At 69.3% G+C, this 24,407-nt stretch carries 17 protein-coding genes and 2 pseudogenes; 8 read left to right on the forward strand and 11 right to left on the reverse strand.

The annotated features are described in order from the left end of the window. Positions 1-219: 219 nt before the first annotated feature. The 3 genes and pseudogenes from ACZ5NH_RS10565 to ACZ5NH_RS10575 all read right to left on the reverse strand — a co-directional run. Entirely contained in the window at positions 220-4,911 is a 4,692-nt protein-coding gene (locus tag ACZ5NH_RS10565) for an Rne/Rng family ribonuclease (RefSeq protein ID WP_468774172.1), read from the reverse strand. 262 nt (positions 4,912-5,173) lie between these two features. Next, on the reverse strand, positions 5,174-5,950 hold the full coding sequence (locus ACZ5NH_RS10570) for a TIGR03936 family radical SAM-associated protein (protein WP_468774174.1): 777 nt from the start codon (positions 5,948-5,950) through the stop codon (positions 5,174-5,176). A gap of 46 nt (positions 5,951-5,996) precedes the next feature. Beyond that, positions 5,997-6,873 (reverse strand): annotated as a pseudogene (locus tag ACZ5NH_RS10575) (hypothetical protein); the annotation flags it as partial. Positions 6,874-7,231: 358 nt separating this feature from the next. On the opposite strand from ACZ5NH_RS10575, the gene ACZ5NH_RS10580 reads away from it, so the two are divergent. Continuing rightward, the gene (locus tag ACZ5NH_RS10580; RefSeq protein ID WP_468774176.1) at positions 7,232-8,950 is read left to right on the forward strand and encodes a sialidase family protein; all 1,719 of its coding nucleotides are present in this window, start codon (positions 7,232-7,234) and stop codon (positions 8,948-8,950) included. Then, on the forward strand, positions 8,951-9,418 hold the full coding sequence (locus tag ACZ5NH_RS10585; RefSeq protein ID WP_468774178.1) for a hypothetical protein: 468 nt from the start codon (positions 8,951-8,953) through the stop codon (positions 9,416-9,418). It begins immediately after the preceding gene. 249 nt (positions 9,419-9,667) lie between these two features. Here ACZ5NH_RS10585 and ACZ5NH_RS10590 read toward each other — a convergent pair whose 3' ends face one another. Together ACZ5NH_RS10590 and ACZ5NH_RS10595 are read right to left on the reverse strand one after the other, a co-directional pair. Then, positions 9,668-9,832 carry a hypothetical protein gene (locus ACZ5NH_RS10590; protein ID WP_468774180.1) on the reverse strand — a complete coding sequence of 55 codons (165 nt, stop codon included), beginning with the start codon at positions 9,830-9,832 and terminating at the stop codon, positions 9,668-9,670. 156 nt (positions 9,833-9,988) lie between these two features. Beyond that, positions 9,989-10,429 (reverse strand): DUF4291 family protein, encoded by a 441-nt coding sequence (locus tag ACZ5NH_RS10595; protein ID WP_468774245.1) that lies wholly within the window; start codon positions 10,427-10,429, stop codon positions 9,989-9,991. Positions 10,430-10,504: 75 nt separating this feature from the next. Between ACZ5NH_RS10595 and ACZ5NH_RS10600 the strand changes: the two genes are divergently transcribed. Next, on the forward strand, positions 10,505-10,798 hold the full coding sequence (locus ACZ5NH_RS10600) for a hypothetical protein (protein WP_468774181.1): 294 nt from the start codon (positions 10,505-10,507) through the stop codon (positions 10,796-10,798). A gap of 232 nt (positions 10,799-11,030) precedes the next feature. On the opposite strand, the gene ACZ5NH_RS10605 is transcribed toward ACZ5NH_RS10600, so the two are convergent. The 3 genes and pseudogenes from ACZ5NH_RS10605 to ACZ5NH_RS10615 form a co-directional block, all read right to left on the reverse strand. Next, a complete protein-coding gene (locus ACZ5NH_RS10605) occupies positions 11,031-11,477 on the reverse strand; it encodes a PP2C family protein-serine/threonine phosphatase (protein ID WP_468774247.1) in 447 nt (148 codons plus the stop codon). A gap of 170 nt (positions 11,478-11,647) precedes the next feature. Beyond that, positions 11,648-13,744 carry a phosphorylase family protein gene (locus ACZ5NH_RS10610; protein ID WP_468774183.1) on the reverse strand — a complete coding sequence of 699 codons (2,097 nt, stop codon included), beginning with the start codon at positions 13,742-13,744 and terminating at the stop codon, positions 11,648-11,650. A gap of 164 nt (positions 13,745-13,908) precedes the next feature. After that, positions 13,909-14,079, reverse strand: a pseudogene (locus tag ACZ5NH_RS10615) (DUF190 domain-containing protein); the annotation flags it as partial. 692 nt (positions 14,080-14,771) lie between these two features. Here ACZ5NH_RS10615 and ACZ5NH_RS10620 point away from each other — a divergent pair. The 5 genes from ACZ5NH_RS10620 to ACZ5NH_RS10640 all read left to right on the forward strand — a co-directional run bounded on the left by ACZ5NH_RS10620 (position 14,772) and on the right by ACZ5NH_RS10640 (position 20,584). Beyond that, a complete protein-coding gene (locus ACZ5NH_RS10620; protein ID WP_468774185.1) occupies positions 14,772-15,326 on the forward strand; it encodes a hypothetical protein in 555 nt (184 codons plus the stop codon). 1,781 nt (positions 15,327-17,107) lie between these two features. Further along, positions 17,108-18,418 (forward strand): type VII secretion-associated serine protease mycosin, encoded by a 1,311-nt coding sequence (gene mycP / locus ACZ5NH_RS10625; RefSeq protein WP_468774187.1) that lies wholly within the window; start codon positions 17,108-17,110, stop codon positions 18,416-18,418. A 1-nt stretch (position 18,419) separates the two neighbouring features. Continuing rightward, positions 18,420-18,860, forward strand: a complete 441-nt coding sequence (locus tag ACZ5NH_RS10630; RefSeq protein ID WP_468774189.1) for a hypothetical protein — start codon at positions 18,420-18,422, stop codon at positions 18,858-18,860. 3 nt (positions 18,861-18,863) lie between these two features. Further along, positions 18,864-20,096 carry a hypothetical protein gene (locus ACZ5NH_RS10635; protein WP_468774191.1) on the forward strand — a complete coding sequence of 411 codons (1,233 nt, stop codon included), beginning with the start codon at positions 18,864-18,866 and terminating at the stop codon, positions 20,094-20,096. Between the two features lie 284 nt (positions 20,097-20,380). Further along, positions 20,381-20,584 (forward strand): hypothetical protein, encoded by a 204-nt coding sequence (locus ACZ5NH_RS10640; RefSeq protein ID WP_468774193.1) that lies wholly within the window; start codon positions 20,381-20,383, stop codon positions 20,582-20,584. Between the two features lie 558 nt (positions 20,585-21,142). On the opposite strand, the gene ACZ5NH_RS10645 is transcribed toward ACZ5NH_RS10640, so the two are convergent. Genes ACZ5NH_RS10645 through ACZ5NH_RS10655 form a run of 3 tightly spaced genes read right to left on the reverse strand, consistent with a single transcriptional unit; the run spans position 21,143 to position 24,350 of the window. After that, positions 21,143-22,042 (reverse strand): bile acid:sodium symporter family protein, encoded by a 900-nt coding sequence (locus ACZ5NH_RS10645; protein WP_468774195.1) that lies wholly within the window; start codon positions 22,040-22,042, stop codon positions 21,143-21,145. Between the two features lie 16 nt (positions 22,043-22,058). Continuing rightward, positions 22,059-23,393: a Dyp-type peroxidase gene (locus ACZ5NH_RS10650; protein ID WP_468774197.1), complete on the reverse strand. Its 1,335-nt coding sequence runs from the start codon at positions 23,391-23,393 to the stop codon at positions 22,059-22,061. A 21-nt stretch (positions 23,394-23,414) separates the two neighbouring features. After that, a complete protein-coding gene (locus ACZ5NH_RS10655; RefSeq protein WP_468774199.1) occupies positions 23,415-24,350 on the reverse strand; it encodes a hypothetical protein in 936 nt (311 codons plus the stop codon). Positions 24,351-24,407: the final 57 nt, after the last annotated feature.

Genomic DNA, 24,407 nt, shown 5'->3' on the forward strand with positions numbered 1-24,407 from the left:
TCGCTCGAAGAAACGGCACCCCCGCAGGCCAGCCGCCCAGAAACACCACGGACGACCTCTCCCGGCCAACCCTGTGCCCGGGAGGAAGAGGTTTACGGGGATGTGGCATGTTCAGTGGACACGCCGACGGTCAAGGTTACGGGGCCATGACCTGGAGGGTCAAACCGGGCCCCGGTGGGTGTGGGGCCGGTCACCCGGACCGGCCCCACACCTCGGGCGTCAGCCCTCGTCGGGGGCGTCCGAAGCGGCCACGACCGTGGTGGTCTTCTTCGCCGCCGACTTCGCGGCGGGCGTCTTGGCCGCCTTCTTGGCCGTGGTCTTCTTGGCTGCCGTCTTCTTGGCCGCGGTCTTCTTCACCGCGGTCTTCTTGGCGGCGGCCTTCTTCGCCGTGGCCTTCTTGGCGGTCTTGCGAGCCGCCTTCTTGGCCGGAGCGGTCGCCTCGGCCACCTCCTCGGCCGTGACATCGCCGGCCGGCGCCTCCTCCGCCGCGGCCGACGGGACGACCACGACGGCCGCCTCCTCGGACGCGGTCGGCGCGCCGACCTTGCGCACGGCACGACGGCGCGGGCGGGCCGGGGCGGCGGCCTCGGCGGGCGCCTCCTCGACGGCGACCGGGGCCGGGGCCTCCTCGGCCGCGGGCTGTGCCACCGGCTCCTCGGCCTCGGGCACGGTCACCACCGCCGCCTCGGATCCCGCGGGGGAACCGGCCGGCGCCGACACCTTCCGGGTCGCACGACGGCGCGTACGGCCCTTGGGCGCGGCCTCCTCGGCCGCCTCGGCCTGCGGCGCCGCGACCATCTGGTCCTCGACGGCCGCGGGCTGGGCCAGGGCCTCGGCGGCCGGCTCCGGACGCACCGGGCGCGCCGCCGCCTCCTGGACGGTGACCTCCTGCGCGGTCGGCGCCTCGGCGGTCTCGGTCCTCCGGGCCTTCTGGCGAGGCGCCTCCGCCTTCGGCGCGCCCGCCGGAGCCGAGGCCCGGCGGCTCGCCCGGCGCCGCGTACGGCCACGGGTGGCCGCCGCCTCCGCCTCGGCGACGCTGCTGTACAGCTCCTCGTCCGGCGCGAAGTCGGGAGCCGGCAGGGTGACCGGCTCGGCGACCTCGGCGGCCACCTCGGCGGCGGTCTCCACCTCGGGCTCGACGGCCTCGCCGGTCTCCACGGCCACGGCGGCGGTCTCGTGCACGTGCTCGTGCACCTCACCGCCACGCCCGCGCTTCTTGCGCTTGCCGCCACCGCCGGCGGCGACGCTCGGCTGCTCCATGTGCACGATGACACCGCGGCCGTTGCAGTGGACGCAGGTCTCGGAGAAGGACTCCAGCAGACCCTGGCCGACCCGCTTGCGGGTCATCTGAACCAGGCCCAGCGAGGTCACCTCGGCCACCTGGTGCTTGGTCCGGTCGCGGCCCAGGCACTCCAGCAGACGGCGCAGCACCAGGTCGCGGTTGGACTCCAGGACCATGTCGATGAAGTCGATGACGACGATGCCGCCGAGGTCGCGCAGCCGCAGCTGGCGCACGATCTCCTCGGCCGCCTCCAGGTTGTTCCTGGTGACCGTCTCCTCCAGGTTGCCGCCCTGGCCGGTGAACTTGCCGGTGTTGACGTCGATGACGACCATCGCCTCGGTCTTGTCGATCACCAGCGAACCGCCGCTGGGCAGCCAGACCTTGCGGTCCAGGGCCTTGGCGAGCTGCTCGTCGATCCGGTAGGTGGCGAAGACGTCGACCTCGGAGGTCCACTTCGACAGCCGGCCCGCCAGATCCGGGGCGACGTGCGAGACGTACCCGTGGACCGTGTCCCAGGCGTCGTCACCGCTGACGATGACCTTGGAGAAGTCCTCGTTGAAGATGTCGCGCACGACCCGGACGGTCATGTCCGGCTCGCCGTACAGCAGCGTCGGGGCGTTGCCGTTCTTCGACTTCTTCTGGATGTCCTCCCACTGCGCCTGCAGCCGCTCGACGTCCCGGCGCAGCTCGTCCTCGCTCGCGCCCTCGGCGGCGGTGCGCACGATGACGCCCGCGTCCTCGGGGACGATCTTCTTGAGGATGGTCTTCAGCCGGGCCCGCTCGGTGTCGGGCAGCTTGCGGCTGATCCCGGTCATCGAGCCCTCGGGGACGTACACGAGGTAGCGGCCGGGCAGGGAGACCTGGCTGGTCAGACGCGCGCCCTTGTGCCCGATCGGGTCCTTCGTCACCTGGACGAGGACCGACTGCCCGGACTTCAGGGCGGACTCGATGCGGCGCGGGCCGTTGGCCATGCCCAGCGCCTCGAAGTTGACCTCACCGGCGTACAGGACGGCGTTCCGTCCCTTGCCGATGTCGATGAAGGCGGCCTCCATCGACGGCAGCACGTTCTGGACCTTGCCGAGGTAGACATTGCCGACGTACGAGGTCGCCTGCTCCTTGTTGACGTAGTGCTCGACGAGCACGCCGTCCTCCAGGACGCCGATCTGCGTGCGCTCGCCGTGCTGACGCACGACCATCACGCGCTCGACGGCCTCGCGGCGGGCCAGGAACTCGGCCTCGGTGATGATCGGGACACGGCGGCGCCCCTGCTCACGGCCTTCCCGGCGGCGCTGCTTCTTGGCCTCCAGACGGGTCGAGCCCTTGATGGACTGCACCTCGTCCGACGGCTCGGCGGGCTTGCGGGGCTCGCGGACCTTGACGACCGTACGCTCCGGGTCGCCCTCGCCGGGCTCGGTGTCGACGCTGGTGTCCCCGGCGCGCCGACGACGGCGCCGGCGGCGACGGCTGCTGGAGCTGGAGACACCGGCCTCGTCGTGGGCCTCCTCGGCGTCCTCCTCCTCCTGCTCGGCGGTGTCCTCGGCGTCCTGCGCGGCCTGCTCGGCGGCCAGTTCCTCGGCCTCCGCCTCCGCGCCCTCGCCCTCGGCGGTCTCACCGCGACGGCGACGCCGACCGCCACGACGGCGACGGCGGCGCGCACCGGACTCCTCGAAGCCCTCGGCGCCCTCCGTCTCCTCGGCCTCCTCCTCGGCCTCCTCCGCTTCGGCAACGGCCTCGGCGGGCTCCTCCGGCTCCTCCTCGGCGGCGGCCTCGACGGCCGGGGTCTCCTCGACGGTGCCCCGGCGGCGACGGCGGCGGCGCGTGCCGGTCTCGGCGCGCTCCTCCGGGTACTCCTCGGGCTCCTCCGCCTCGGCGGCCTCGGCGGCTGCCTGGGCGGCGGCGCGCTCCGGGGTCTGGAACCTCGGCTCGGTGAACACCGGCGCCTGGAAGACGGCGACGGCCGGGCGTGCGGGTCGGCGCGCGGCCTCGGGCTCGGGCTCGGGCTCGCGGGTCTCCGCCTCGGCGGGCTGCGCGGGCTGCGTGGGCTGCGCGGGCTCGGAGAACCCGAACACGGGGCGCACGACCCGGCGCCGGGAACGGCGCGGGCCGGCCGCCTCGGCGGGGGCCTCCTCGGCGGGGGCCTGCGACGCGGGGGCCTGCGGCGCCTGGGCGGCGGTGGCGGGCTCGGTGGTGTGCGTGGTGACGGGGACCTCCGGGGTCTGGGCACCGGCGGCGGTCTCGTCGGCCGTGGCCTCCGCGGACTCGGCGGTGTCGGTGGCGGGCGCGGACGCCCGGCGGGTGGACCGGCGACGGGTGCGGCGCTGGGCGGCCTCCTCGGCGACCGGCACCTGGACGGCTTCCGCGGTCTCCTCCGCTTCCCGGACGGCCTGGGCGGGGACGGCTTCGGCGGCGGGAGCCGCCTCGGCGGCCTTCGGCGCACCGGCGGGCGCGGACGCGCGACGGGCGACCCGGCGACGCGGACGACCGGCAGCGGCGGCCTCCTCGGCGACACCGCTCACCTCGGTGGCAGCGGCAGCCTCGGTGACGGGGGTTTCGGCAGCGGGAGCCTCGGCGGCAGCGGACTCGGCCGCCTTCGGCGCACCGGCGGGCGCGGACGCGCGGCGGGTCGCACGGCGGCGCGGACGCGCGGCGGGGGCCTCCTCCGCGGCGGCGGGCGCCTGGACGGCGGGCTGCTCAGCGAGGCCGTCGGCCTCGGCGGCAGCGGCCGTACCCGGCGCGGCGGTGGCCGGGACGACGGTCTCGGCGGCCTCGGCGGAGGCCGGGGACCCGGCGGGCGCGGACGCACGGCGGGCGACCCGGCGACGCGGACGACCGGCCTCCTCGGCAGCGGGCGCCTTGACGACCGCCGTCTCTTCCCGAGCCTGGTCGGCGTCGGACGCGGCGGCGGCCGGAACCACGGCCTCGACGGCCTCGGCGGCCGCCGGGGCGCCGGTGGACGCGGACGCACGGCGCGTGGTGCGGCGGCGCGGACGCGCGGCGGGCTCGGCCTCTTCCGAAGCAGCGGCAGCAGGGGCGGTGGTTTCCGCAGCGAGCGGGGCCTCTGCGGCCTCCTCCGTCACAGAGGCCTCATTGGCACCCGAGACAACCGCGGGCGGCGCGGAGACGCTGCGCGTGGCGCGGCGGCGGACGCGGCGGGGCGCGGCCTCCTCGCCGGAGACGACCTCGCCGCCCTCGGCGACGGGCTTCTCGGTCTCAGCGGCGGATGCGGCCGGAACGACGGCCTCGGCAGACACCGGCGCCCCGGCAGGCGCGGAGGCGCGACGCGTGGCACGGCGGCGCGGACGCGCGGCGGACTCGGCCTCCTCGGCAGCGGGTGCCAAGACTGCCTCGACCGCTTCCGCCTGCGCCTCAGCGCCCGGCACAGCGGCCTCTTCGGCCTCAGTCGCCTCTGCTGCTTCTTCAGTTGCCTGAGCCTCAGCGGCCTCAAGGACCTCGGCGACCTCGTCGGACTCGGCGGCCGGTATGGCCGGCACGGTCACCTCGGCGGGAGCCTCCGCCGCGGCCGGCGGTCCGGCCGGGCGTGAGGCGGCACGGCGACGCCTGCGCGGCGGCAGGGTGTCGCTCGGAGTGTTCAGTTCAGAACCCTGGTTGGGTTCGGTCGGTTCGAGCATGCGGGCGTTTCTCCCGTCAGGCTCCCGGGCGCCGCGCCTGGTCCGGCGTCGGTCTCGATGGACCGTCCGCCGTTGACGTCCGCGGCCCGCGTCGTACGCGAAGGCCGCCGTCCGGGGCGCGGGCGCCGCACGGGAGCACTCTGTGTCCTGTCTCGCCGGTTCCGTACGCCTTGTCGGTACGGCCTGGCGAAAGTCTTCTGGTCGGTGCGCTGCCCGACCCAGGTGGCTCCCGAGTACGAGGGCGGCGCTACGACGTCCGTCCCTACGCGGAACCTTCCGGCGTCGGCGCCGTCGCGGCGGCGGCCGGTGCGGCCGTCAGGGCCTCGGCTGCCTCGCGGTCGGGTGCGAGCGGGTCGGTCACCGTGCCGGTCTCTTCATCGAACAGCCCCTGCGCCAGCCTGGTCACCGCTGCGGGGACCGGCGGCGCCAGGTCGGCCACGGCGCGGAGACCGGACAGGACGTCGTCGGGTCGTACGGCAGGCGTCACGTGCCGAACAACCAGCCGCAGTATCGCACAGGGCTGGTCGCTAGGCCTATCAGCCGGTGAACCGTGCGTTTCCAGGCTCACCACGGCCGGGCGGGTGTCGAAGGTGCGGACGCCGTTCTTGGTCATCCGCTGGACCTCGACGGTGCCGGCCCGGTTGAACGCGTCGACCGCGCGCTCGGCGTCGGCCGGGTCGACGCCGTCCAGCCGCAGCTCCCAGACGGAGGCCGTCAGCCGGTCGGCGAGGCCCGGGGTCCGCGCCTCGACCGCCTCGATCACGTCGAGCCCGGGGGGCAGCGACTCGTCGAGGAGGACGCGCAAGGTCTCCGGCTCGCGCGCGGCGGTGAGCGCGATCTCCAGGTACTCCGCCTCACTGCCCGTGCCGGTGGGTGCGGCATTGGCGTACGACACCTTCGGGTGCGGCGTGAATCCGGCCGAGTACGCCATGGGCACCTCGGCGCGGCGCAGCGCACGCTCGAAGGCGCGCTGGAAGTCTCGGTGGCTGGTGAACCTCAGGCGGCCGCGCTTGGTGTAGCGCAGTCGGATGCGCTGCACCGCGGGTGCGGGCGGCGGGCCTTCGGGCTGTCGCTTGCCCAGTGTCCTAGTCCTTCGTGAGTGCGGTCGTACTGCTACCAAGAGTACGTGTCGCGGGCCCCTGAGGTTCCCGCCGGTCCACCGAGGCCGGCTGCCGGGGCTCGCCGAACAGGATCCGCCGGAAGTCGGCGCGGGCCTGCCGTACGGTGTCGCGGGCGCTCGTGAGGGCCTCGCGGACGGCCCGGCCCACCACGCGCGCCCTCGGCCGCGGGACGCAGAACGGCGTCCCGGACGAGGTGGCCGACCGGGGTGAGGACGTTCCGGTACACCCGGCGCAGGGGCTCCACGAAGATCCACCGGAAGAGGGTCCCGAGCACGCGGCCGACAGCCCGCGAGATCCGGCCGGCGATCCGCCAGGCGTGCCCGAGGGCATCGCCCACCTCGCGCGTCACGACGGCGAGGAACCGGCCGACCGGCGCGAGAACCCGGCGCCACGGCGCGAGGGCGGGCAGGACGATGAGGACGCGGAGGGCCCAGTACAGGGCCATCGCGACGCCGGTGCCGAGCACGCCCGGCAGCCACCCCAGCCCTCGTCCGCACCGGGCGACGGCACGTCCGACGGGCGCGAGGACCCGGTCGTACAGCCAGTGCGCGGGGAGGACGAGCAGACACCGGGCCAGCCGGGCCACGGCCGGGTACACGCCGATGCCCATGGCGGCCAGGACCGCGCCGATGCCCGTCAGCAGCCAGGCGACCGCTTGGCCGATGGGGCGCAGCACGCACGCGTGCACCCAGGCGGGCCCGGCGCCGACCCCGCGCGCCAGCCACGCGACAGCGTGCCCTGCGGGCGTGAGCAGGCACCGGTGGCACCAGAGCGCCGGTACGACGACGAGGACCGTGCCGAGCCGGCCGAGCCCCCTGCCGACGGGGAGCACGACAGAGCGCGTCGACCGCCGGGCTGGGCCGGAGGGTCCCGCTGATCGTGCACCGGGCACTCGGCGACCCCTGTATGCCACTGGTCGCAGGCCGCGTGCACACCGGGCGGGTTTCGAGTGGGCGCTCGCGCACGGTCAGGTCCGGTTCGAAAAGAGTTCGGTTTCTCGCGACGGACGCCGCCCGCCTCCTCGTAGAGCAGACGAAGGCACCACCCGTACCGCTACGCACCACCACCCTTGGTCCGACTCGCGAACCTACGAGGTACCTGTGGCTTTCCTTTCGACACTCCGTCTTCGCCGCCACCTGCCGTCGCAGGGGCGTCTCGCCGTCGGGTTGCTGGCACTCATCGCCGGAACCCTGCCGAGTGTGCCGGCCGACGCCGCCACCCCGCCCTCCGGATCGGTCAGCGACACTGCGCCCACGACCACGTGGAGCGCCGGTCCCTTCGCCGTCCCGAACGTCTCCGGCACTACCGGGACGGTGAGCTGCGGGAATGCGCAACCCTGCGACGACTACGCCCTGAAGGTGTCGGTGCCCGTGGGCTACGACACCGGTCACAGCCTGCGCGTCGACGTCAAGTGGCCGGACTCCGCCGCCGACTTCGACCTGTACGTCCTCGACGCGGGCGGCCGCGAGGTGGCCGCCTCCGCGTCTTCCAGCGACCCGGAGACCGTGCTGCTTCCGGCGGTGACGGCGTCGTACACCGTGCGCGTGGTGCCGTACGCCCCGCTCGGCGACAGCTTCACCGGCAGGGCGAGCCTGGTCGCCGATCCGGCCGATCCGCCGCCGAGTACGGCGACCCCGCCGACGTACGCGAACTCCTCGGCACCCGACAGCATCAAGGACGCGCACAACGCCGGCGAACCCTCGATCGGCGTCGACCGCGCAACCGGTGCCGCGATGTTCCAGGCCTACACCTCGACGCTGAAGGTCACCTACGCCGGCGCGGGCGGCGCCACCTGGCAGGACAAGAGCGCCAACGCGGCCAACGGCTGTCCCCAGGGCAGCACCACCAGCCTCGACCCGATCCTGTTCACCGACCCGGCCACCCACCGCACCTTCGAATCGCAGCTCGCCGGCAAGACGGCCCTGACCTGCTACACCGACGACGACGGCGAGACGTGGACACCGACGGGCGGCTCGGGCATCAACTCCGGCGTCGACCACCAGACCATCGGCGGCGGCCCCTTCGCCCCGGGCGGGCCGGGCGCCATCACGTCGTACCCCAACGCCGTGTACTACTGCTCCCAGGACATCGCCGACGCCTCCTGCGCGGTCAGCCGGGACGGCGGCCTGACGTACGGGCCGGCCGTTCCGATGTACTCGCTGCTGGACTGCGGCGGCCTGCACGGGCATGTGAAGGTCGCCCCGGACGGCACGGTGTACGTGCCCAACAAGGGCTGCGGCGGCAACCAGGCCGTGGCCGTCTCCGAGGACAACGGGCTCACGTGGACCGTCCGCAAGAACCCGTCCAGCACTCCCGGTGACTCCGACCCGAGCGTCGGAATCGGCGCCGGCGGGACTGTGTACATGGGCTACCAGAACAGCGACGGCACCGCGCGGATCGCCGCCAGCCACGACAAGGGCAAGACGTGGCTGTACGACCAGAACGTCGGCGCGTCCCTCGGCATCAAGAACATCGTCTTCCCGGCCGTGACCGCGGGCGACGACAACCGCGCCGCCTTCGCCTTCCTGGGCACCACCACCGGGGGCAACTACCAGGACACGGCCAACTTCAAGGGCGTCTGGCACCTGTACGTGGCCACCACCTACGACGGCGGCCAGTCCTGGGTCACCGTCGACGCCACCCCCACCGACCCGGTGCAGAAGGGGTCCATCTGCACGGGCGGCACCACCTGCGGCCAGGACCGCAACCTCCTGGACTTCATCGACGTCACCCTCGACGCCCAGGGCCGCGTGCTCGCTGCCTACGCCGACGGCTGCACCGGCACCTGCGCCACCGGCGGCACGCAGAACTACGACGCACTGGCTTCCATCGCCCGCCAGTCCTCCGGCAACACGCTGTACGGCGCGTACGACGCCGTGGTCGCCGGCAAGCACAAGAAGTCCACGGGAGGCCGCTAGGTGAAGCCGTTCGCCCCGGCTGCCGTGCTGCTCGGCGCCGTCCTCGGCCTGGCGGCCGTCACCGGATGCTCGCCCACGCCCCGGAACGCCGGGCCCTTGCCTGCGACGCCGTACACGGCCGCCTCCGCGCCCGGCGGCTGCCCCACCGCTGCCTCACTGCCGCTTCCCAAGGACTTCCCGGCGGATCTGCCGGTGCCCGAGGGCGCGGTCGTGACCTCGGTGGAGCACCGCACCGGCGGCCGGCTGATCGTCGCCACGGTCGTACGGAGCGGCTTCGACGCCACCCTGGGCTTTCTGCACAAGCGGCTCCCCGAGGCCGGATACACCCCCAAGGACGGTGAGGTGGAGGAGGACGACGCCGAGTCGAACTTCTCCACCACGACCGTCCGGGGCCGCTGGACGCTGCGGAAGATGCCCGACTGCGAGGGAGGGGTCTACCTGACGTACCTGACGTCTGCGGTCTCCTGAACCAGGCCCGGCCGAGGCCTCTTCCCGGCCGGTGGAACCGCGAGTGGCCACCTTTCACGGCGAGCGGCGCCCCGTGCGACATCGGCCGAAGGGTGGCCCCTCGGACTGGCGGACAGCTGGAGAACAGGTGTGCCGCGAGCAGGCACCGGACCGGCGTTCTTGACCGCCGGCGGCAGCGGCTTCCTGTCGGTCGGGCCGATCTGGATCTGGTCTCATGACCGGTTGACGCGCTGGTCACGCACGTCTGGATCAAGCATGGTCCGGCTCCGCGGGCGCACCGTCCCAGGTGAACTGGTAGCGATTCCTCTCTGGGTCGAAGGTCAGGCCGATGCCGACGCCGTCGATGCCGCAGTTCTCCCGCAGGCACTCGATGACAGCCGCGACGGTGACTTCCTCCTGGTAGTCCGTGAGCATGGGTACGTCTCAGTCGGCCACGCGTACGAGTAGGGCATCGGCGCCGTCTCTCAAGGTGTCCGGCTGCCCGGCCACCAGTCCGAGGCCGAACGCCATCCACTTCTCGTCCGTCGAGGGGCGACCAGCCCCCACGCGCCGATGCGCCTCTTGTACATGTCAGCCGTCCGCTCCCACTCGTCGGCGAAGATGCTCCGGCAGCGGGTACGGGCGTTCGGCCGACACCTGACGCTCGACCTCCTCGATCCTGCCCTCGCGTACGGCAGAGTGCGTCGACCGCGCCAGTTCGGTGACGTCTGCGATGTCCACGATCCAGTGGTCCACGTAACGGCTCACGGCTTGGCCGGACAGGCCGACCTGAATGGCACGCCACGGCTGCGGTTCCAGAAGGACCGACCGGTCCGGGTCCCACTGCACGCGCACCGGGCACGCGGCGACCTCTGCGCGCCACTGGTCGCGGTCCGCGTGCACACCGGGCTGGAAGTGGCCGAGTGCCGAATGGGCCAGCGCCCACTGGAACCCCGCCCGGTCGATCTCGATGCGGAGAACACGTTCCTGGTTCGGCTTCCGGGCCCAGACGCAGCGGTACATCATCCACAGGAAGGACGCTGCCCCGCTCGGCGGGCGTCGATCCGATCCGGCGCACGAGGGCTACTTGGTGACAGGATCGGTGCCATGGGCACCGAGAGGGTGTGGGCGTACCGAGTGGAGGAGCCACACGGCTCGCACGGCTGGCGCCCCCACGGCGGCCCTTCCCGCCGGTGGCGGGGAAGGGTCACCACCGAGTCCCGGAGCGAGGATGCCAAATACGTCGCCGCCCTCGTCCTCACCGACCTTGTGACCGAGTGGAAGGTGAACGGCATCAGCGAGCAGCACGTGCGCGTGATCGTGTGGGCGGGCGAAGAAGGCACTGGCCCCGAGGACGCGGTCTTCACGCTGGAGATCCAGCCCGGCGTCGACGGAAAGTGATCAATCGCGGCCGGATCCGCGCACTGCCGGGATACCGGCCCGGTCGTCGAGTCGATCTCCTGGTGTCCGGCCAGTGCAGGTCGACGCCCGACACCGCAGCGAGCTCAGACCCACTCCACCTCTGAGCGGATGTGCGAGGAGCCTGCCGGCTCCGGCAGGGGCGTACGGAGTCTCCGCTTCGGGGCCGCCGGACGAGCAAAGGGAGTCGAGCCCTTCGAGCCACGCTGGGGAGCTAGCTCTGTTCCGACCGATGCATCTGCTTGCCGGGCCATGAGGGCCGGATGCTCGGAGCTCGGAGGGCGAGCACTGCCATGTCGTCGTGTCCGTCGCTGGGGTGTTCCTCGATCAGTACGCGGACGAGGTCGGCCACGGGCAGTTCAGCGTGGGCGGCGGCGATGGCAGCGAGGCGTTGCAGGCCCGCCTCGAGCGAGTGGTCACGGTGTTCGACGAGCCCATCGGTGAAGAAGACGACCGTGGCATCGGCGGGGAGGGGATGGGCGTGGTTGTGACGTCGTGGGGTGCTGTCGATGCCGAGGGGCAGGTCAGGATCCGCGCGCAAGTGGCAGGCCCGGCGATCGGGGGTGATCACCAAAGGCGGAGGGTGCCCCGCCGTACTCCAGCGCAGCGTCCAGCCGGCTGACGGCGCGGGTTCGATCCGGGCAAGGCACGCGGTAGTCAGTGCGCGTGACCACTCGAAGCCGGCGCCGGACCTGCGTTCTTGACCGTCAGCGGCAGCAACTTCTTGCCGATCGGGCCGATTTGTATGGCCGTGTCCATCTGCGGGCAGAGGCCTTAGAGTCCTCCGTGCGATTCCTGCGGATCCCTCGTCAGCCCAGGGGGTATGACCACTCACGGCCGAGGGACCGCAGGTTCCGGTTCGGCATGCTCTAGCAGTTCACGGACGAGGGCGACGAGGGCGTGAGGCGTTTTCGCCACAGTCTGCGGCAGAGCACGAGCCGCAGGCGGGACGATGTCCGAGCCGTCTAGGTTGATGATCCAGAGCTGCAGTTCGCCTACCTCATGCCGTCGCAGGGCTAATTCGATCTCGTCGAAGCAGAACCTGCTCAGTGCGTACGACCTGCTCCACAGGACGACGAACAGGTCTGCGGAGAGAACCGCGTCCTCAATCGTTGGGTTGACCATGCGGTCCGGCCGCAACTCTCTCTCGCCGATCAGCGCAGTGACCCCCGCACCGGAGAGGTAGGCCTCCAGGGCCTGCGCGAATTGGGAGTCGGGCCTCGCACGGCTGATGAAGACGCGACCGGGTGGCCATCTGTAGTTGTGAGGCGTGCGCAGCCGGGCGGTCACCAGCTGATCCGCGATCTTCATGGCGTCGGCTACCGCATCTCGTTCCGTGAGCTGGCGGTGGTCCAGTCCAGGATGGATACGGGCCCAGTCCCGTCGTTGGTATGCACGCCGGGACGCACCGCCGAGAAACGCGAACGGTACGATCGGCTTCCTACGGGCCTCGGCCAGATGGAGCACCGTGTTCGCGGTTTTCGAGACGCGGCCTCCAATCGATATCACCACATCAGCTTCTTCGAGGGCCTGAATCTGGCACAGCAGCCACGCCTGTTCCTTGGAGTCGTCGTCTTCAGGGCCCGGGTAGTACCAGTTCTTAATCTCCGTACCGTGACCGGTACCGAGCATCTCCAGCATCTCCCTCTGCTTCTCGGCGACCTCCGGATGCCGAGGACTGTGCAGATGGACAATGCGGCCCACGCCGGACTGGACGTAACCGATCACCGTGTGAAGGTCGGCGGAGTCGGGAAAGGGGCTGCACACGGCGAGTTCCGCACCGGCCTTGGCCACGGCCTGCCCCAGTTGCTCGCAGACGTGCGCAAGCTGGGACTTCTCGTAGTCGGGGTAGGTTGTTTCACCCGTGACGCCACCGATGACGTAGACGGACCTGACCCGGGACATGGCACCAATCTGCGCGGGCATATGCTTCGAGGCCAGGCGCCGACCCAGCAACTTGAACAGAACCTCTGCGGAGGAGCGCGCCGCGAACCGCTTGTGCCGGTCGTCCTTGCGCGGGTCGGCGTGGTCCATGACCCCTTTGGCAACCACCCAATCGGACAGGCCCAGCCGGTGTGCGACCTGCGCGATGGTCGCGGACTCCATCTCCAGGCCAGCGACGGAACGGACCCCCCACTGCTTCAGCCGGTCCCAGGTGAGCCCATCCTTCACGACGACGTTGCCACTGGCCATGGGCCCGACGACGACGGCGAACGGCAGCTTCCGAGGGCCGTCCAAGTCGTCGTAAACGACCTGTTCGATGAGCGCGTACCCGGCGTCCGTCAGGGAGAGGGCAGTACCTTCCCGGATCACCAGGCCGTCCGCTTGCAGGCTCTGGATTTGTTCGGTCCACGATGCACGAGGCAGGAAACGAGAGCGTGCCGGATGCCGCCTGGGGTCCTCACCCGCGTAGAGCCGTTCCATCAGCCAGGTCCGCCCCTCTTCCGGAGAGGCCTCGCCGAAACTGGGTAGGTCTGTCGTCTCCAGGTCCTGCGCGACGCGCACCCACCCATCGGGCGCGGGAATCTGGCGGTGATCTCCCTCGAAGCCGTCCTGCGTACGCTTGCCCTCGTCGTAGGCGTACGCCAACTCGGCCACCACCACGTCACCGAGGGCCGCATCGGCCGGGTTGCCGGCGCACACTCCGCACATCGCGAGGCACCGTGGCCTCAGGCGTTCCACGAGCGTCGACACCACCGGCGCGGTCGCGGTTACCCCCATCCTGGTGGGCCGTGCCAGAGCCACGCTCATGCGCGAGCCGTCGGCCAGGACGTACGTTCCTACGAGATAAGGGGTCAAGGACTCCGGCTCACGTTCTTCCCAGGCCGCGACACCGGGGTGCCCCGCGTACCCAGCTGAGCCTGCGGCGCGGGCCGCCTCGTACTCCTCCTTCAACGCCGTAATGATCAGCGCGTCGACCTCGCCCATCCCGCCTCCCATAACGGGCCTACCGTTGGCACGAATCACCTGTCCGGTGGTCGATACCCAAACGCCCCAGCACACAAGGCTGATCGCACCACCTGCGAAAGGCAACATCACATCGGCCAACGGCTAGATGCTGAAGGCTATTCAGACGGCTGGTCTGAACACGCGGAGGACACATCGAAGTCCTCGGTGCCCTTGAACACGCTCGCGCCAGCCAGCCCGGAATGGTGTGCACGGTGGACGATCTCGCTGTAAATCGGCTTGTGGTGGAATGAGTAGCACTCGCCAATGAAGATCGTTACCCGGAGCGCGGCGCCGTGCAGCCGCGGGCGGCTGATTGCTTTGCACGGTACGGCCGCCAGCCGCCAAAGCACACCAGCGGGTCCCCTCCCTCAGGGAAGGGGACTCGGGGGCCATGCAGTTGTGTACAAGCCGGGAACGGCCCTCAGACCCACTCCACCTCGGAGACGATGTTCGGGGCACTTCCACGGCTCGGCAGCGGCGTCCGAGAGGATGCCAGCGGCGCCGAAGGGCGAGGACGCGAAGCACCGACCGCAGCCACGTCCTCCTCGCTCACCCTCGCCAGCGCCTCAATCACCCGATCGAGTGCCCCGCTCACGTCAGTGCGCGTGACCACTCGAAGCCGGCGTCGGACCCGCGTTCTTGACCGTCAGCGGCAGCAACTTCTTGCCGGTCGGGCCGATCTGGATGTGGGTGTCCATCTGCGGGCAGGGAGCCATGCACACTCGCGCCACGCCTCACGGCTGACACATGGGGCTGTCGCCGACCGCCGCTTATGGAGTTCGACCTGGGCTCCGCCCCAGGGGGAGGCACCGGGGAACAGCGCCGACCGTAAGGCGTGGTCATTTCCCAGCCAGCCGTGTCCCCGGGCGGCGTAAGAGTTCCGTGATCAGCCAAGGTCACGACTATCGTGCCTGGGTTGCATCTGTTACGGATATCAGATGGCAGGGGCACCACAAGTGACTGGCTAAGGTGCTGCTGAGGGGCTGACTGCACGGGGGAGGACTCGGTGGCCGACAACACGGGGGATCCGCAGGCAACTGCCGCTGCGCTGGAATCGGCCGCCGGTGCGCTGGCCGCGTCCGGCATCGGCCCAATCGCAGGTGTAGGTGCCGTCATGACCCGGGAGTTGCGGGTCGAGGCCGAGACGCTGACGGCCTTCAAGAACCGGGTGAACGACCTCCTGACTCGGCTGGAGAAGTTGAAGGCTGCCCCGCACAGGATCGCGGACGGCACCCTGCCGGCAGGGCGGTTGGGCAACTTCGACGAAGCAGACGCGCTCCACGGTGCCTACACCCAGGTGCATTCCCAACTGGAGCGCCTTTCCAAGGTGCTGGCTCTGCAGATCGAGGGGCTGATGGTCACGGTCGACGCGTCGAAGAGCAACTATCACAATCTCGACGCCGACGTTCGCGATCGCCTGCACCGCATCCGTGTGGAGGCCGACAAGCTGGCTGTCGATGAGGTCGGGCCGGGATCAAAGGGACACGCTCACGGCGGGGCGGATGCGTCCGGCGATGGCGGACACGGCTCCACGTCGGACTCGCAGACAGGTGGCCTGTGATCCCCGTGGTGATGAGACAGCGCGACGGCATGCTCTGGGCAGGAAAGATGCTGGGGGCCCGTGTCTGACTTTGTCAGCCGCATGTGGGAGACGGTCAGGCAGGAGCGGTTCCTGGTCCAGGACCCCGAACAGTTGTGGGCCATGGTGGAGTCGGCCGACGGGCCGACGGCCAGCGGTCTCGGTGAGCTTCTGACGGAGGCCGCCAAGACGATCAAGGAGATCGGCGGCGATCTGCGGACCCACAGCATGGCGGTCGAGTGGGAAGGCGAGGGCGGCCAGGCGTTCCGGACCTGGTGCTACCAGGCAGCGCTGGCCACACTGAGCCTGGGTGATTACAGCGAGAACGCGGGTAAGTGGCTGGGCCACGCGGCAGACACGCTGCACGAGGTCAAGCCGCAGCTTGAGATGCTACGGAACCAGAGTGTCAGTGCGCGCTCGGTGCTTGACGCGCATGCGGCGAAGGCGACGAACGTCGGCGATCACGGCGGCGGCCCGTCGGACTCCGCGGTGGCGAAGGCCAAGACCCAGTACGCCAACACCCGTGCTGAGGCCGGCGGGCTGATGATGAAGCTTGCTCAGTCGTACACGGCATCGACGGAGCAGATCAGCGCGCTGGCTGCACCGACGTTCCCGGAGTTGCCTCAGCGGTTCGTGCCGGATCGGTTCGGCGGCGAAACCCACATTTCCGCCACTACCGACGGGCGGAAGGGGACTTACCCCGGGATGCCCGTGCGAACAGAGGTACCAGCACGGCAGACGACCGTCGACTCCAGCGTGAGCCGGACAAGTCCTGTACCGAGGGTCCCCGTGCCACACCATCCAACGGATGTACCCAGCGTGTCAGATGTGCCGCTGCCGCGACATCACGTAGATGCCGCGAACACGGTGATCGACAGCACAGGCACCCTGCCGTCTCCGGTGATTCCTGCCTCCCCGTCAGCGCCGCCTGTCGGAGCGGGGGGCAGTCCGGTCGGTCGGGCACCGGTGGTGACCGGACCGCTCCCGCCGGCGTTTGGGACCGGAACACCCTTGCCTCCCAGCGTCCGAGGAGGGAGCGAGCGTCCTGTGTACGGGGGCCGGGGCCCTCTGGCCACGCGATCCGGACCGGGGACGTCCGCAGGCCCGCGTATTCCAGGACGCGGATTCGCCGGCCCCTACGGCCCCGGTGCGACCGGCGGTCAGCCCGGCGCTGAGCCCGGGCCGACTGGCTCCCCCTCGGCCAGGAGCGGCGGTGGCATCACTGGCGGTCGTCCCGTCTCGCCAACGCCCGGACGGCCTGGCGGTGCGTTTCCACGTGGCAACGTCATCGGTGGCACTCCGAACGAGCAGCAAGCTCCCAGCGGCCGTGGCGCCGAGCTGAGAAGCCGTGCTGCAGGGGGCACGCCAGCCCGCGACGACGACGGCGCTGCGAACCGGGAGGGTGTGACGCGAGGGCGAATGCCTGCCTCGTCCAACGGGATCGTCGAGGGGCAGCCCCGACCTTCCCGAGACCGCAAGCGGGCAGGTTTCACCTCGCGAGGTGTCCGACCCGCAAACGAAGTGTGCGCAGACGAGCCGCTGCAGCAGCGAGGTGGACCATCCCGTGGTGCCTCCACCCCCGTCCCGAAGCCTGATGACCGTGCAGCCCGGGCCAGGCGCGCTGGCAGCCGCGAGACCGACCAGGCGGAGGACAGGGAGCACCAGGCAGAGGAAGACGCGGAGCATCAGGCTGAGGAGAAGAAGAACCGACCACTCCCGCCGCCACTACCCAAAGGGCCCGATGGAGACCTACGACGAGAAGGATGACCATGCGCAGCCGCAGTGAGCGGGTTAGATGGCGCAGCAAGGCCGTGTCCGCGGCCGCGGGAGCCTTGTTGGCGAGCATTGCCGTTACTCCCGCGCACGCCGACAGCGTCCGCGAGCGGCAGTGGTACCTCGATGCCATGCACGCCGATGAGATGTGGAAGACCAGTACGGGCAAGGGCATCACGGTCGCGGTGATCGACACCGGTGTCCAGGCCGACATTCCGGACCTGCGGGGCCAGGTCGTGGCTGGCAAGGATTTCTCGAACCGCGCCGGTGACGAACGTACGGACTACGACGGTCACGGCACCACCATGGCCGTGCTCATCGCCGGCACGGGGGCCAAGGGTGCCACTACGGGCTCGTACGGCCTGGCCCCCGGGGCCAAGATCATGCCGATCCGCACTCCGGGCTTCATCGAGCGCAACCGCGCCGACGGCAACCAGGACGACTTTCCCACCGCCACGGCGAAGGCCATTCGGTTCGCGGCCGATTCCCGCGCTCAGATCATCAGCATTTCGGGAGGCAGTGCCGCGAACTCTCGGGAGTTGACGGATGCTGTCGCCTATGCGCTGTCCAAAGGCAAGCTGATCTTCGCAGCTGTGGGCAATGACGGCGACGCCCTCAACGAAGTCAATTACCCGGGCGCCACTTCCGGCGTAGTGGGCGTCGGAGCGATCGACAAGAGCGTCAAGGCGACGAAGGAGTCCGAGCACGGCCCCCAGGTCGATCTGGTCGCGCCGGGCGATGACATTATCTCCGCCTGCCTCGGCGGCACAGAACTGTGCAGTTCACACGGCACCAGCGACGCCACCGCCCTCGCCTCCGCCTCCGCTGCCCTGATCTGGTCCAAGCACCCGAACTGGACCAACAACCAGGTCCTGCGGGTCATGCTCGACAGCGCGAGCAAGCCGACAAGCGGCAAGGAGCGCACCGACTACATCGGCTACGGCGCCGTCCGCCCCCGCATCGCGCTGACCGCGCCCGGCGACCCCGGTCCGGCCGACGTCTACCCGCTGCCCGACTTCAAGCAAGCGGCATCCAACGCACCCAATGGGTCGGCCACGGCCTCTGCGAAGGATGACAGCAGGCCATCGTCGGCAGCATCCGCATCGATGGGCGGTGGGTCTGCACTGCCATGGATCCTCGGGGGTGTGGGAGTTGTCGTGCTTGCGGGTGGGTGTCTCGCCGCTGGGGCTGTGAGCAGGCGCCGACGTGCAGCGGCGGTAGCCCAGGCGCAGGCAGCCATGCCGACTGAGCCGGGGCGGACGCCGTGGTACGGAGACAGCAACTACGGGGGGAGGCCCTGAGATGGCGTGGGACGAGTGGGAGCAGCTGAAGGCCGACGCGCTGGCCCGCAGGCAGGACGGCATGCGGCTGGACAGCGCTGCCGACGCAGCGGGCGGAGGTGGTACCGGAGCTGCGCCGGACCTGAAGATGAACCACGCGGGCAACCAGGTCGCGGTCAAGGCGCTGCGGGAGGAAATTCGGCCTGACACGGACAAGGCCGGCAGTCACGCCGACGACTCCTCGTCCACAGCGGCCCAGAAGTTCCATGGTTGGGCGACCGGATCCGCTCTCAAGGCCGCGCACACGGAGTGGGAGCTGCAGGTCAAGAACCTGAAAGGGCGTCTGGGAGAAGACCAGAACGCCTTGGAGAAAACCCACCAGGACTTCCGATACACCGACCTCGGCGTCAAGAGCCGGATAGCGCAGATAGACATGGGAACCAATCCTGGAGAGGAGGGCTAGGAGATGGGAACGAACAATCTCACCTATCAGGACGTGGTCACCATCGACCTCAGTGCGCTAATTACGGCGGCCAAGGACTGGGACGACATGGCCCACACCTTCGACGACCTGGGACGCCTGTACGGGGCAAAGGTGGAGTCCATAGCGAACGACGGCTCCTGGGCTGGCGTCAGCAGCGACGTCGCTTATACACGGTTCACCAACACACGTAAACAGTTCACCGATGCCCACACGGAAGCCCACGCAATCGCCTCCCTTCTTCGGAGCGCCCACGACCGCTTCTCCCAGCTGATCGGCCACGTGAAGAACCTGGTCGAGCAGGCGGAGAAGGACGAGATGACTGTCAACAGCGTCGGCGAGGCGGTCTATGACTTCAGAAAACTCACCCCGATGCGCCACGACCCGGATTACCCGAAGTACGTGACGCAGGTGAAAGATGCCGAGGCCGCCTGGACCAAGAAGATCAAGGATGCCGTGCGGGCAGTCGACGACGAAGACCAGGTCGTGGGTCGCGCACTTCGCGAAGCAGCCGGCGTCGGGGGCTTCCTCGAGCAGATGTTGGAAACCCTGGGTCAGGGCCAAAGCTTCAACGGGGCGGCAGTCGGCGACCTAACCACATATGAGACGGAAGTCAAGAAGGAGGAAGCGGAGCAGAGGGCAGAAGCCGAGCGAAAGAAGAAGCACGACGATACCGTGAAGGCTATCTGCCATGGCATCGTCAAGGGACTTTCGATCTTTAACGGGGAGCCCGGTCCCGACCTGGGCAGTAAGTTCGTTGGAACGCTAATTGACGGCGTCGCCAATGCCACTGGTTATAACAACACTCAAGGCATTACAATCGGCGGCTCCCTGGGACTTGGGGTGGGGATTAATGGAAGTATTTCCCTAGTAGAAACCCGCACACCGGATGGGCGCAACCAACTAAATCTCATGTATTCGGGAGGTAGCACTACTGCAGGTTGGGACTTTGGCGCCTCTGCAAATGTCGGCTTGGTAAAAAGCAACGCTGACGATATAAGCCAACTCAAGGGAGCAGGTTGGGACAAGTCCGGATCGTTCCATGCAGGCCTCGGCATGTGGGGAAGCCACCAAACTGCGATCGGAACTAACAACTCCAAGGGTGACCCGGTTGGAACAGTCTCAGCTGGTGTAGGGTTGGGCTTGGGCAACGAGGTTTCCACAGGGTTTAGCAACGCGGACGGATGGACCCTATGGGAAAGCCGGAAGGGGAAGTGAACGAATGTTCTTCGGGGCAATAGGGGTAGTTTTTTTCGTGGCCGGAATTATCTTGGCGACAAATGTCGGAGGGGCGGCCGAACGCGCCTTCCGCATTTTCGCTCAAACCAACCCAGCGATTGGTACGGCCACCCCGAAGACACTGCGTATCGTAGGCGGCTTCTGGATCCCCCTGGGCATGTTCTTCATTGCAGTCGGGTTCTTCAGGTGATTCCATGCGGCAAGGGGGGTTGACCATCTCGCTGAAGAGGTCCTGGAGGGCAGGAGATCGGATTGGGTAGAAAGTGAACGGCTTCGACCTGGGGCCGCTACTCTTCTTCATCTTCGGCTGGTTCTTCGCACTGAACATCAGAGGGACCACAGACCGGACACATCGATACGCATCCCGTTTCATGCTGATGATCGGGGGCTCGGTCACGCTTCAGATCATGGGCTGGATCTGGATCTTCGTGGGCGGCACGCTTGTCGCCTTGGACTTCTTGAGTTGAGTGGATCTCTGGGGCAGCCGCGCTCCTGTACATCGGTGCAGGTACGTGTTGGCCCTCTGACCCGATAAGAAAGTGCCACCATCAACTTCGGCACGTTGAGGGCAGCGGATTTGAGGCCTTGCAGATCCGATCAGGGAGCTCCGCCTCCGCACAGCTACGAGCACTCCTCCCATCAGGGAGGAGCTCGAGGGCAGAACGTTCAGGCAAGCTGCAGGTCCCTCAGACCCACTCCACCTCGGAAACGATGTACGGCGTGCTTCCAGGGCCCGGCAACGGCGTCCGAGAAGGCGCCGGCGGCGCCGACGGGCGAGGGACCGAAGCGCCGGCCGCAGCCAGCGCAGCCGCCACCTCGTCCTCACCCGCCCCCGCCAGCGCCTCCATCACCCGATCGAGTGCCTCGCTCACCTCAGTGCGCGTGACCACTCGAAGCCGGCGCCCGACCTGCGTTCTTGACCGTCAGCGGCAGCAACTTCTTGCCGGTCGGGCCGATTTGTATGGCCGTGTCCATCTGCGGGTATGTCCGCCTCCACATCCGCGAACCAACGTGTGCGCGGATCACTACTCAGTCACCTGGTCAGGGCATTCCTGCGGCCTCTTCGGAGCACCTCGCCGTTTGCTGAGAAGCGTGGCGATCGGAAGGCCCGCGACCAGGCCGCTGAGGAGGATCGCGGCGAGCGCGCCCAGGATCGCGGGTTGGTCGGCGAAGGCCAGGCCGATCGCGGCCAGGGCGGGTCCGACGTTGCGTACCGCGCTTATGCCCCCCATGGTGGTGCGGCGTGTCATCGGGCCGGTGGCCAGCAGTGTTCCGACAGCGAAGGCGAACGCCGCAAGCAGGAAACCCGCGAGCAGTGCGAGTGAGCCGAAGAGGTCGACGACGTCGTGCCAGCTGCCCAGCAGCATGCCCACCAGCACGATCAGGAACGTGATGTTGGAGACTGCGGCTCCCGTGGGTTGCCACGACTGTGCGGTGGGTTCGGCGTAGCGGCGCAGGAGCAGGCCGATGGCGAAGGGGACGAGTTGCAGGATCGCCACCGTCCGCACCAGCGCCCCGACGTCGAGGGTCACCTTGGTGCCGATATCGGCGGCGGTGAGGATGGCGTTGGCGGTGGGGGCGAAGGTGAGGCTGCCGATGGAGGCGAGCAGTACCTGCATGGCCGCGCCCGCGACGACGTCGCCCCTTTGTATCGTCGCCAGCTTTGCTCCGAAGGGGCCGCCCGGGGATGAGGCGATCAGGATGAGGGCGACGAAGGAAGGAGGCGGGAGGGCGAACAGCGCGCCGATGCCCCAGCCGAGCAGCGGGATGACCACCATGTTGGCGATCAGCGCCAGCAACAGCAGCGGTAGGTCGACGAAGACACCGCGCAGTGCCGGGACGGTGGCCTTCAGTCCGGCGGCGAACATGGTGGCCGCGATAAAGATGACGGTGACCGCGTTGAGGACGATATGCAGGGTGTCCATGACGCTTGCCCGCCCGTCAGTCCGGAAGGTCCCCGAGCCAGCGCAGGGCGCTCAGGCTCGGCAGGAAGCAGTACTCGCCCCCTCGGACGACGACGAACCGGGGCAGTGGGGCGAGGCGGCGCCTCACCGGCCGGCGGGGAATGGTGTAGCCGGTCTCCCCGTCCGCGAATCCGACGACGGGATCCTTCGTGTGGCCGGCCCCGAAGAAGACGCCATCGTTCATCCACTCCGACTGTACGAACTCGAACTGCCGGCCCAGATGGGCGCCGATGAACGCGAACATCAGACCGCGGTCCACTCCATCGTCCTCCAGCACGCCTCCGGGCAGCGGCGGCCCGTAGACGGCGCCACGCCGGATCATGCGATGCAGCCGCACCTCCCCGGCCACCGAGGAATCGCGCGGGTTGGCCCGACGGATGTGGCAGCCTCCGGGGGTGATGAATCCTGTCGGATCGTCCTGCTCGTACAGGAAGGTGTTGCGGCGGTGGGGGTCGGCGCCTAGTGCGGGATCGTCGCGCTGCGGGGCGAGCGCCAGTGGGGCCCCGCTGCGCCAGCGGCCCATGATCTTCGCCGCGATCAGTTCCTCGTCCTGCTCGCCGGTGGAGTTGTCCCTCAGATAACGCCTGAACTCGGCCACGTTCTGGTGGAGTTTACGGAAGACCGCATAGCTGCCGTTGCGTCCAAGCACGGCCGGCTGCGGCGTCTGGACACCACCGATCTCATCCGGGTAGCCGAGTACGAACTCCCCGCCCTTCAAGGGCGCTTCCCACTCATTGGACCCTGGGATGCCGCTGCCTTCGACGGCCGGATGGCTGACACCGTCGAGGTAGCCGAAATGTTCCTTCTCGGTGGGCAGCGCGTAGCAGTCCTGCCTCCAAATCGCTGTCACACCGGGGAGACGCTCGTAGACGGGGCGGGCGCGGTCAATGGCCGCTTCCAAACGTGGGGAGTCGGGTGCTACCGCCGTGATCACCACATGGACGTCGTGCGTGCCGAGCGGTGTTTCCCAGCGCTGTGGGCTGCTGTCGCCCTCGTCGCGCAGCGCTCGTGCGCGGGCGGCCATCCCCTGCCGGAACTCCCAGGCGAATGTGTCCAGCGATGAGCGCGGCACCCCCAGAGCTTCCAGACCCCAGTACGTGACGGCGACACTGATCCAGGTGTCCCCGAGGGAGCTGGAGGAGTCGGCGGCGGACGTCGCCGCCGCGCACGCCCGTCTCATCAGCTCCCGGCCGTGGGAGCGGTCATCGATGCGGAAGACCAGGTACGTCGCCGCGTACGGGGTCGGCCGCGGGCTGAGAATCCCGCGCTGAATGTCGTTGAGTTCCAGTGTGACGTCCGTGGGTGCACTCACGCGGGCCTCCCTGCGACATCGCTACGACACGAGGTTGCGCCAGAAATTCCGCAGGCTTTCGTCGGCGCCGAAGAGCGTGCTGAAGATCGTTGAATCGGCCAGCAGCACGTCAGCCGCACGGTCACCACTCGGAGGCATCCACAGGAACATATTGAACTCGGTGTTCCCGTCCTCGGTGAACGGATGGGGCCGGGATGTGTCGACCGGCTGCCGGGCCAGCACATGGATCGACTTCGACTCATCGCTCGTCACCGCGTAGTGCGGCAGGTGCATGTGGAAGTTGAAGTTCGTCACCCCGTTCAGCCAGCCCTTCTCGTCGAGATCCCTGATGGTCGACAGAGGGGCGATCCGCTTGTCCTCACCGGTAGCGGGGCGCAGCCCGTACCGGTTGATGACCGGCACGTCCAGGCCCTTCATCAAGTCCCTGACGTAGGTCGCGAAGCGCTGCTGGCGGGGCACCAGGGGGTCTCCGTGGTGGCGGTACTCCGTCTCCCGCACGGACAGGTCGTCTGACGCGCCGACGTCGTGATGAGGGCCCAGGACCAGGCGGGCATCCTCCCGCGAAAGGAAGGCTCGCAGCGCCTCGATCTCCCCCGGCTGCGCCTCCTGTCCGGTGATCATGTGGTCCAGTCCGAAGACGAACAGGACGTCCGTGTCGTCGAGCACCCGCTCGTCGAGCGGGGCGTGGAAACCGGCCTGGTCGATGCGCTGGTAGACGGGGACGGTATGCCCGGTGATCTCCGTGGCGAAGTCCTGGAACGGCACCCAGGCCCAGAAGAACAGTTCCAGCGATCCCGCGATGCCCTGCTGGAACTGATAGGGGTCCGACCATTTGGGGTCCTCGTAGGCCGGCCAGGCGACTCGCCGGACCTCGGTCATGGTGGAGAAGCGGTTGTCCAACTCGGCCGGGTTCCGGCCCGCCTCGGCGGGATAGCTCCACGAGACATAGACGCTCACACGCCTCCCGGCAGGGGTGTACTTCCGGGGGATGTGCCACTGGTTGTAGGTACGCGC

It is taken from the genome of Streptomyces sp. NPDC031426, from assembly GCF_055581585.1.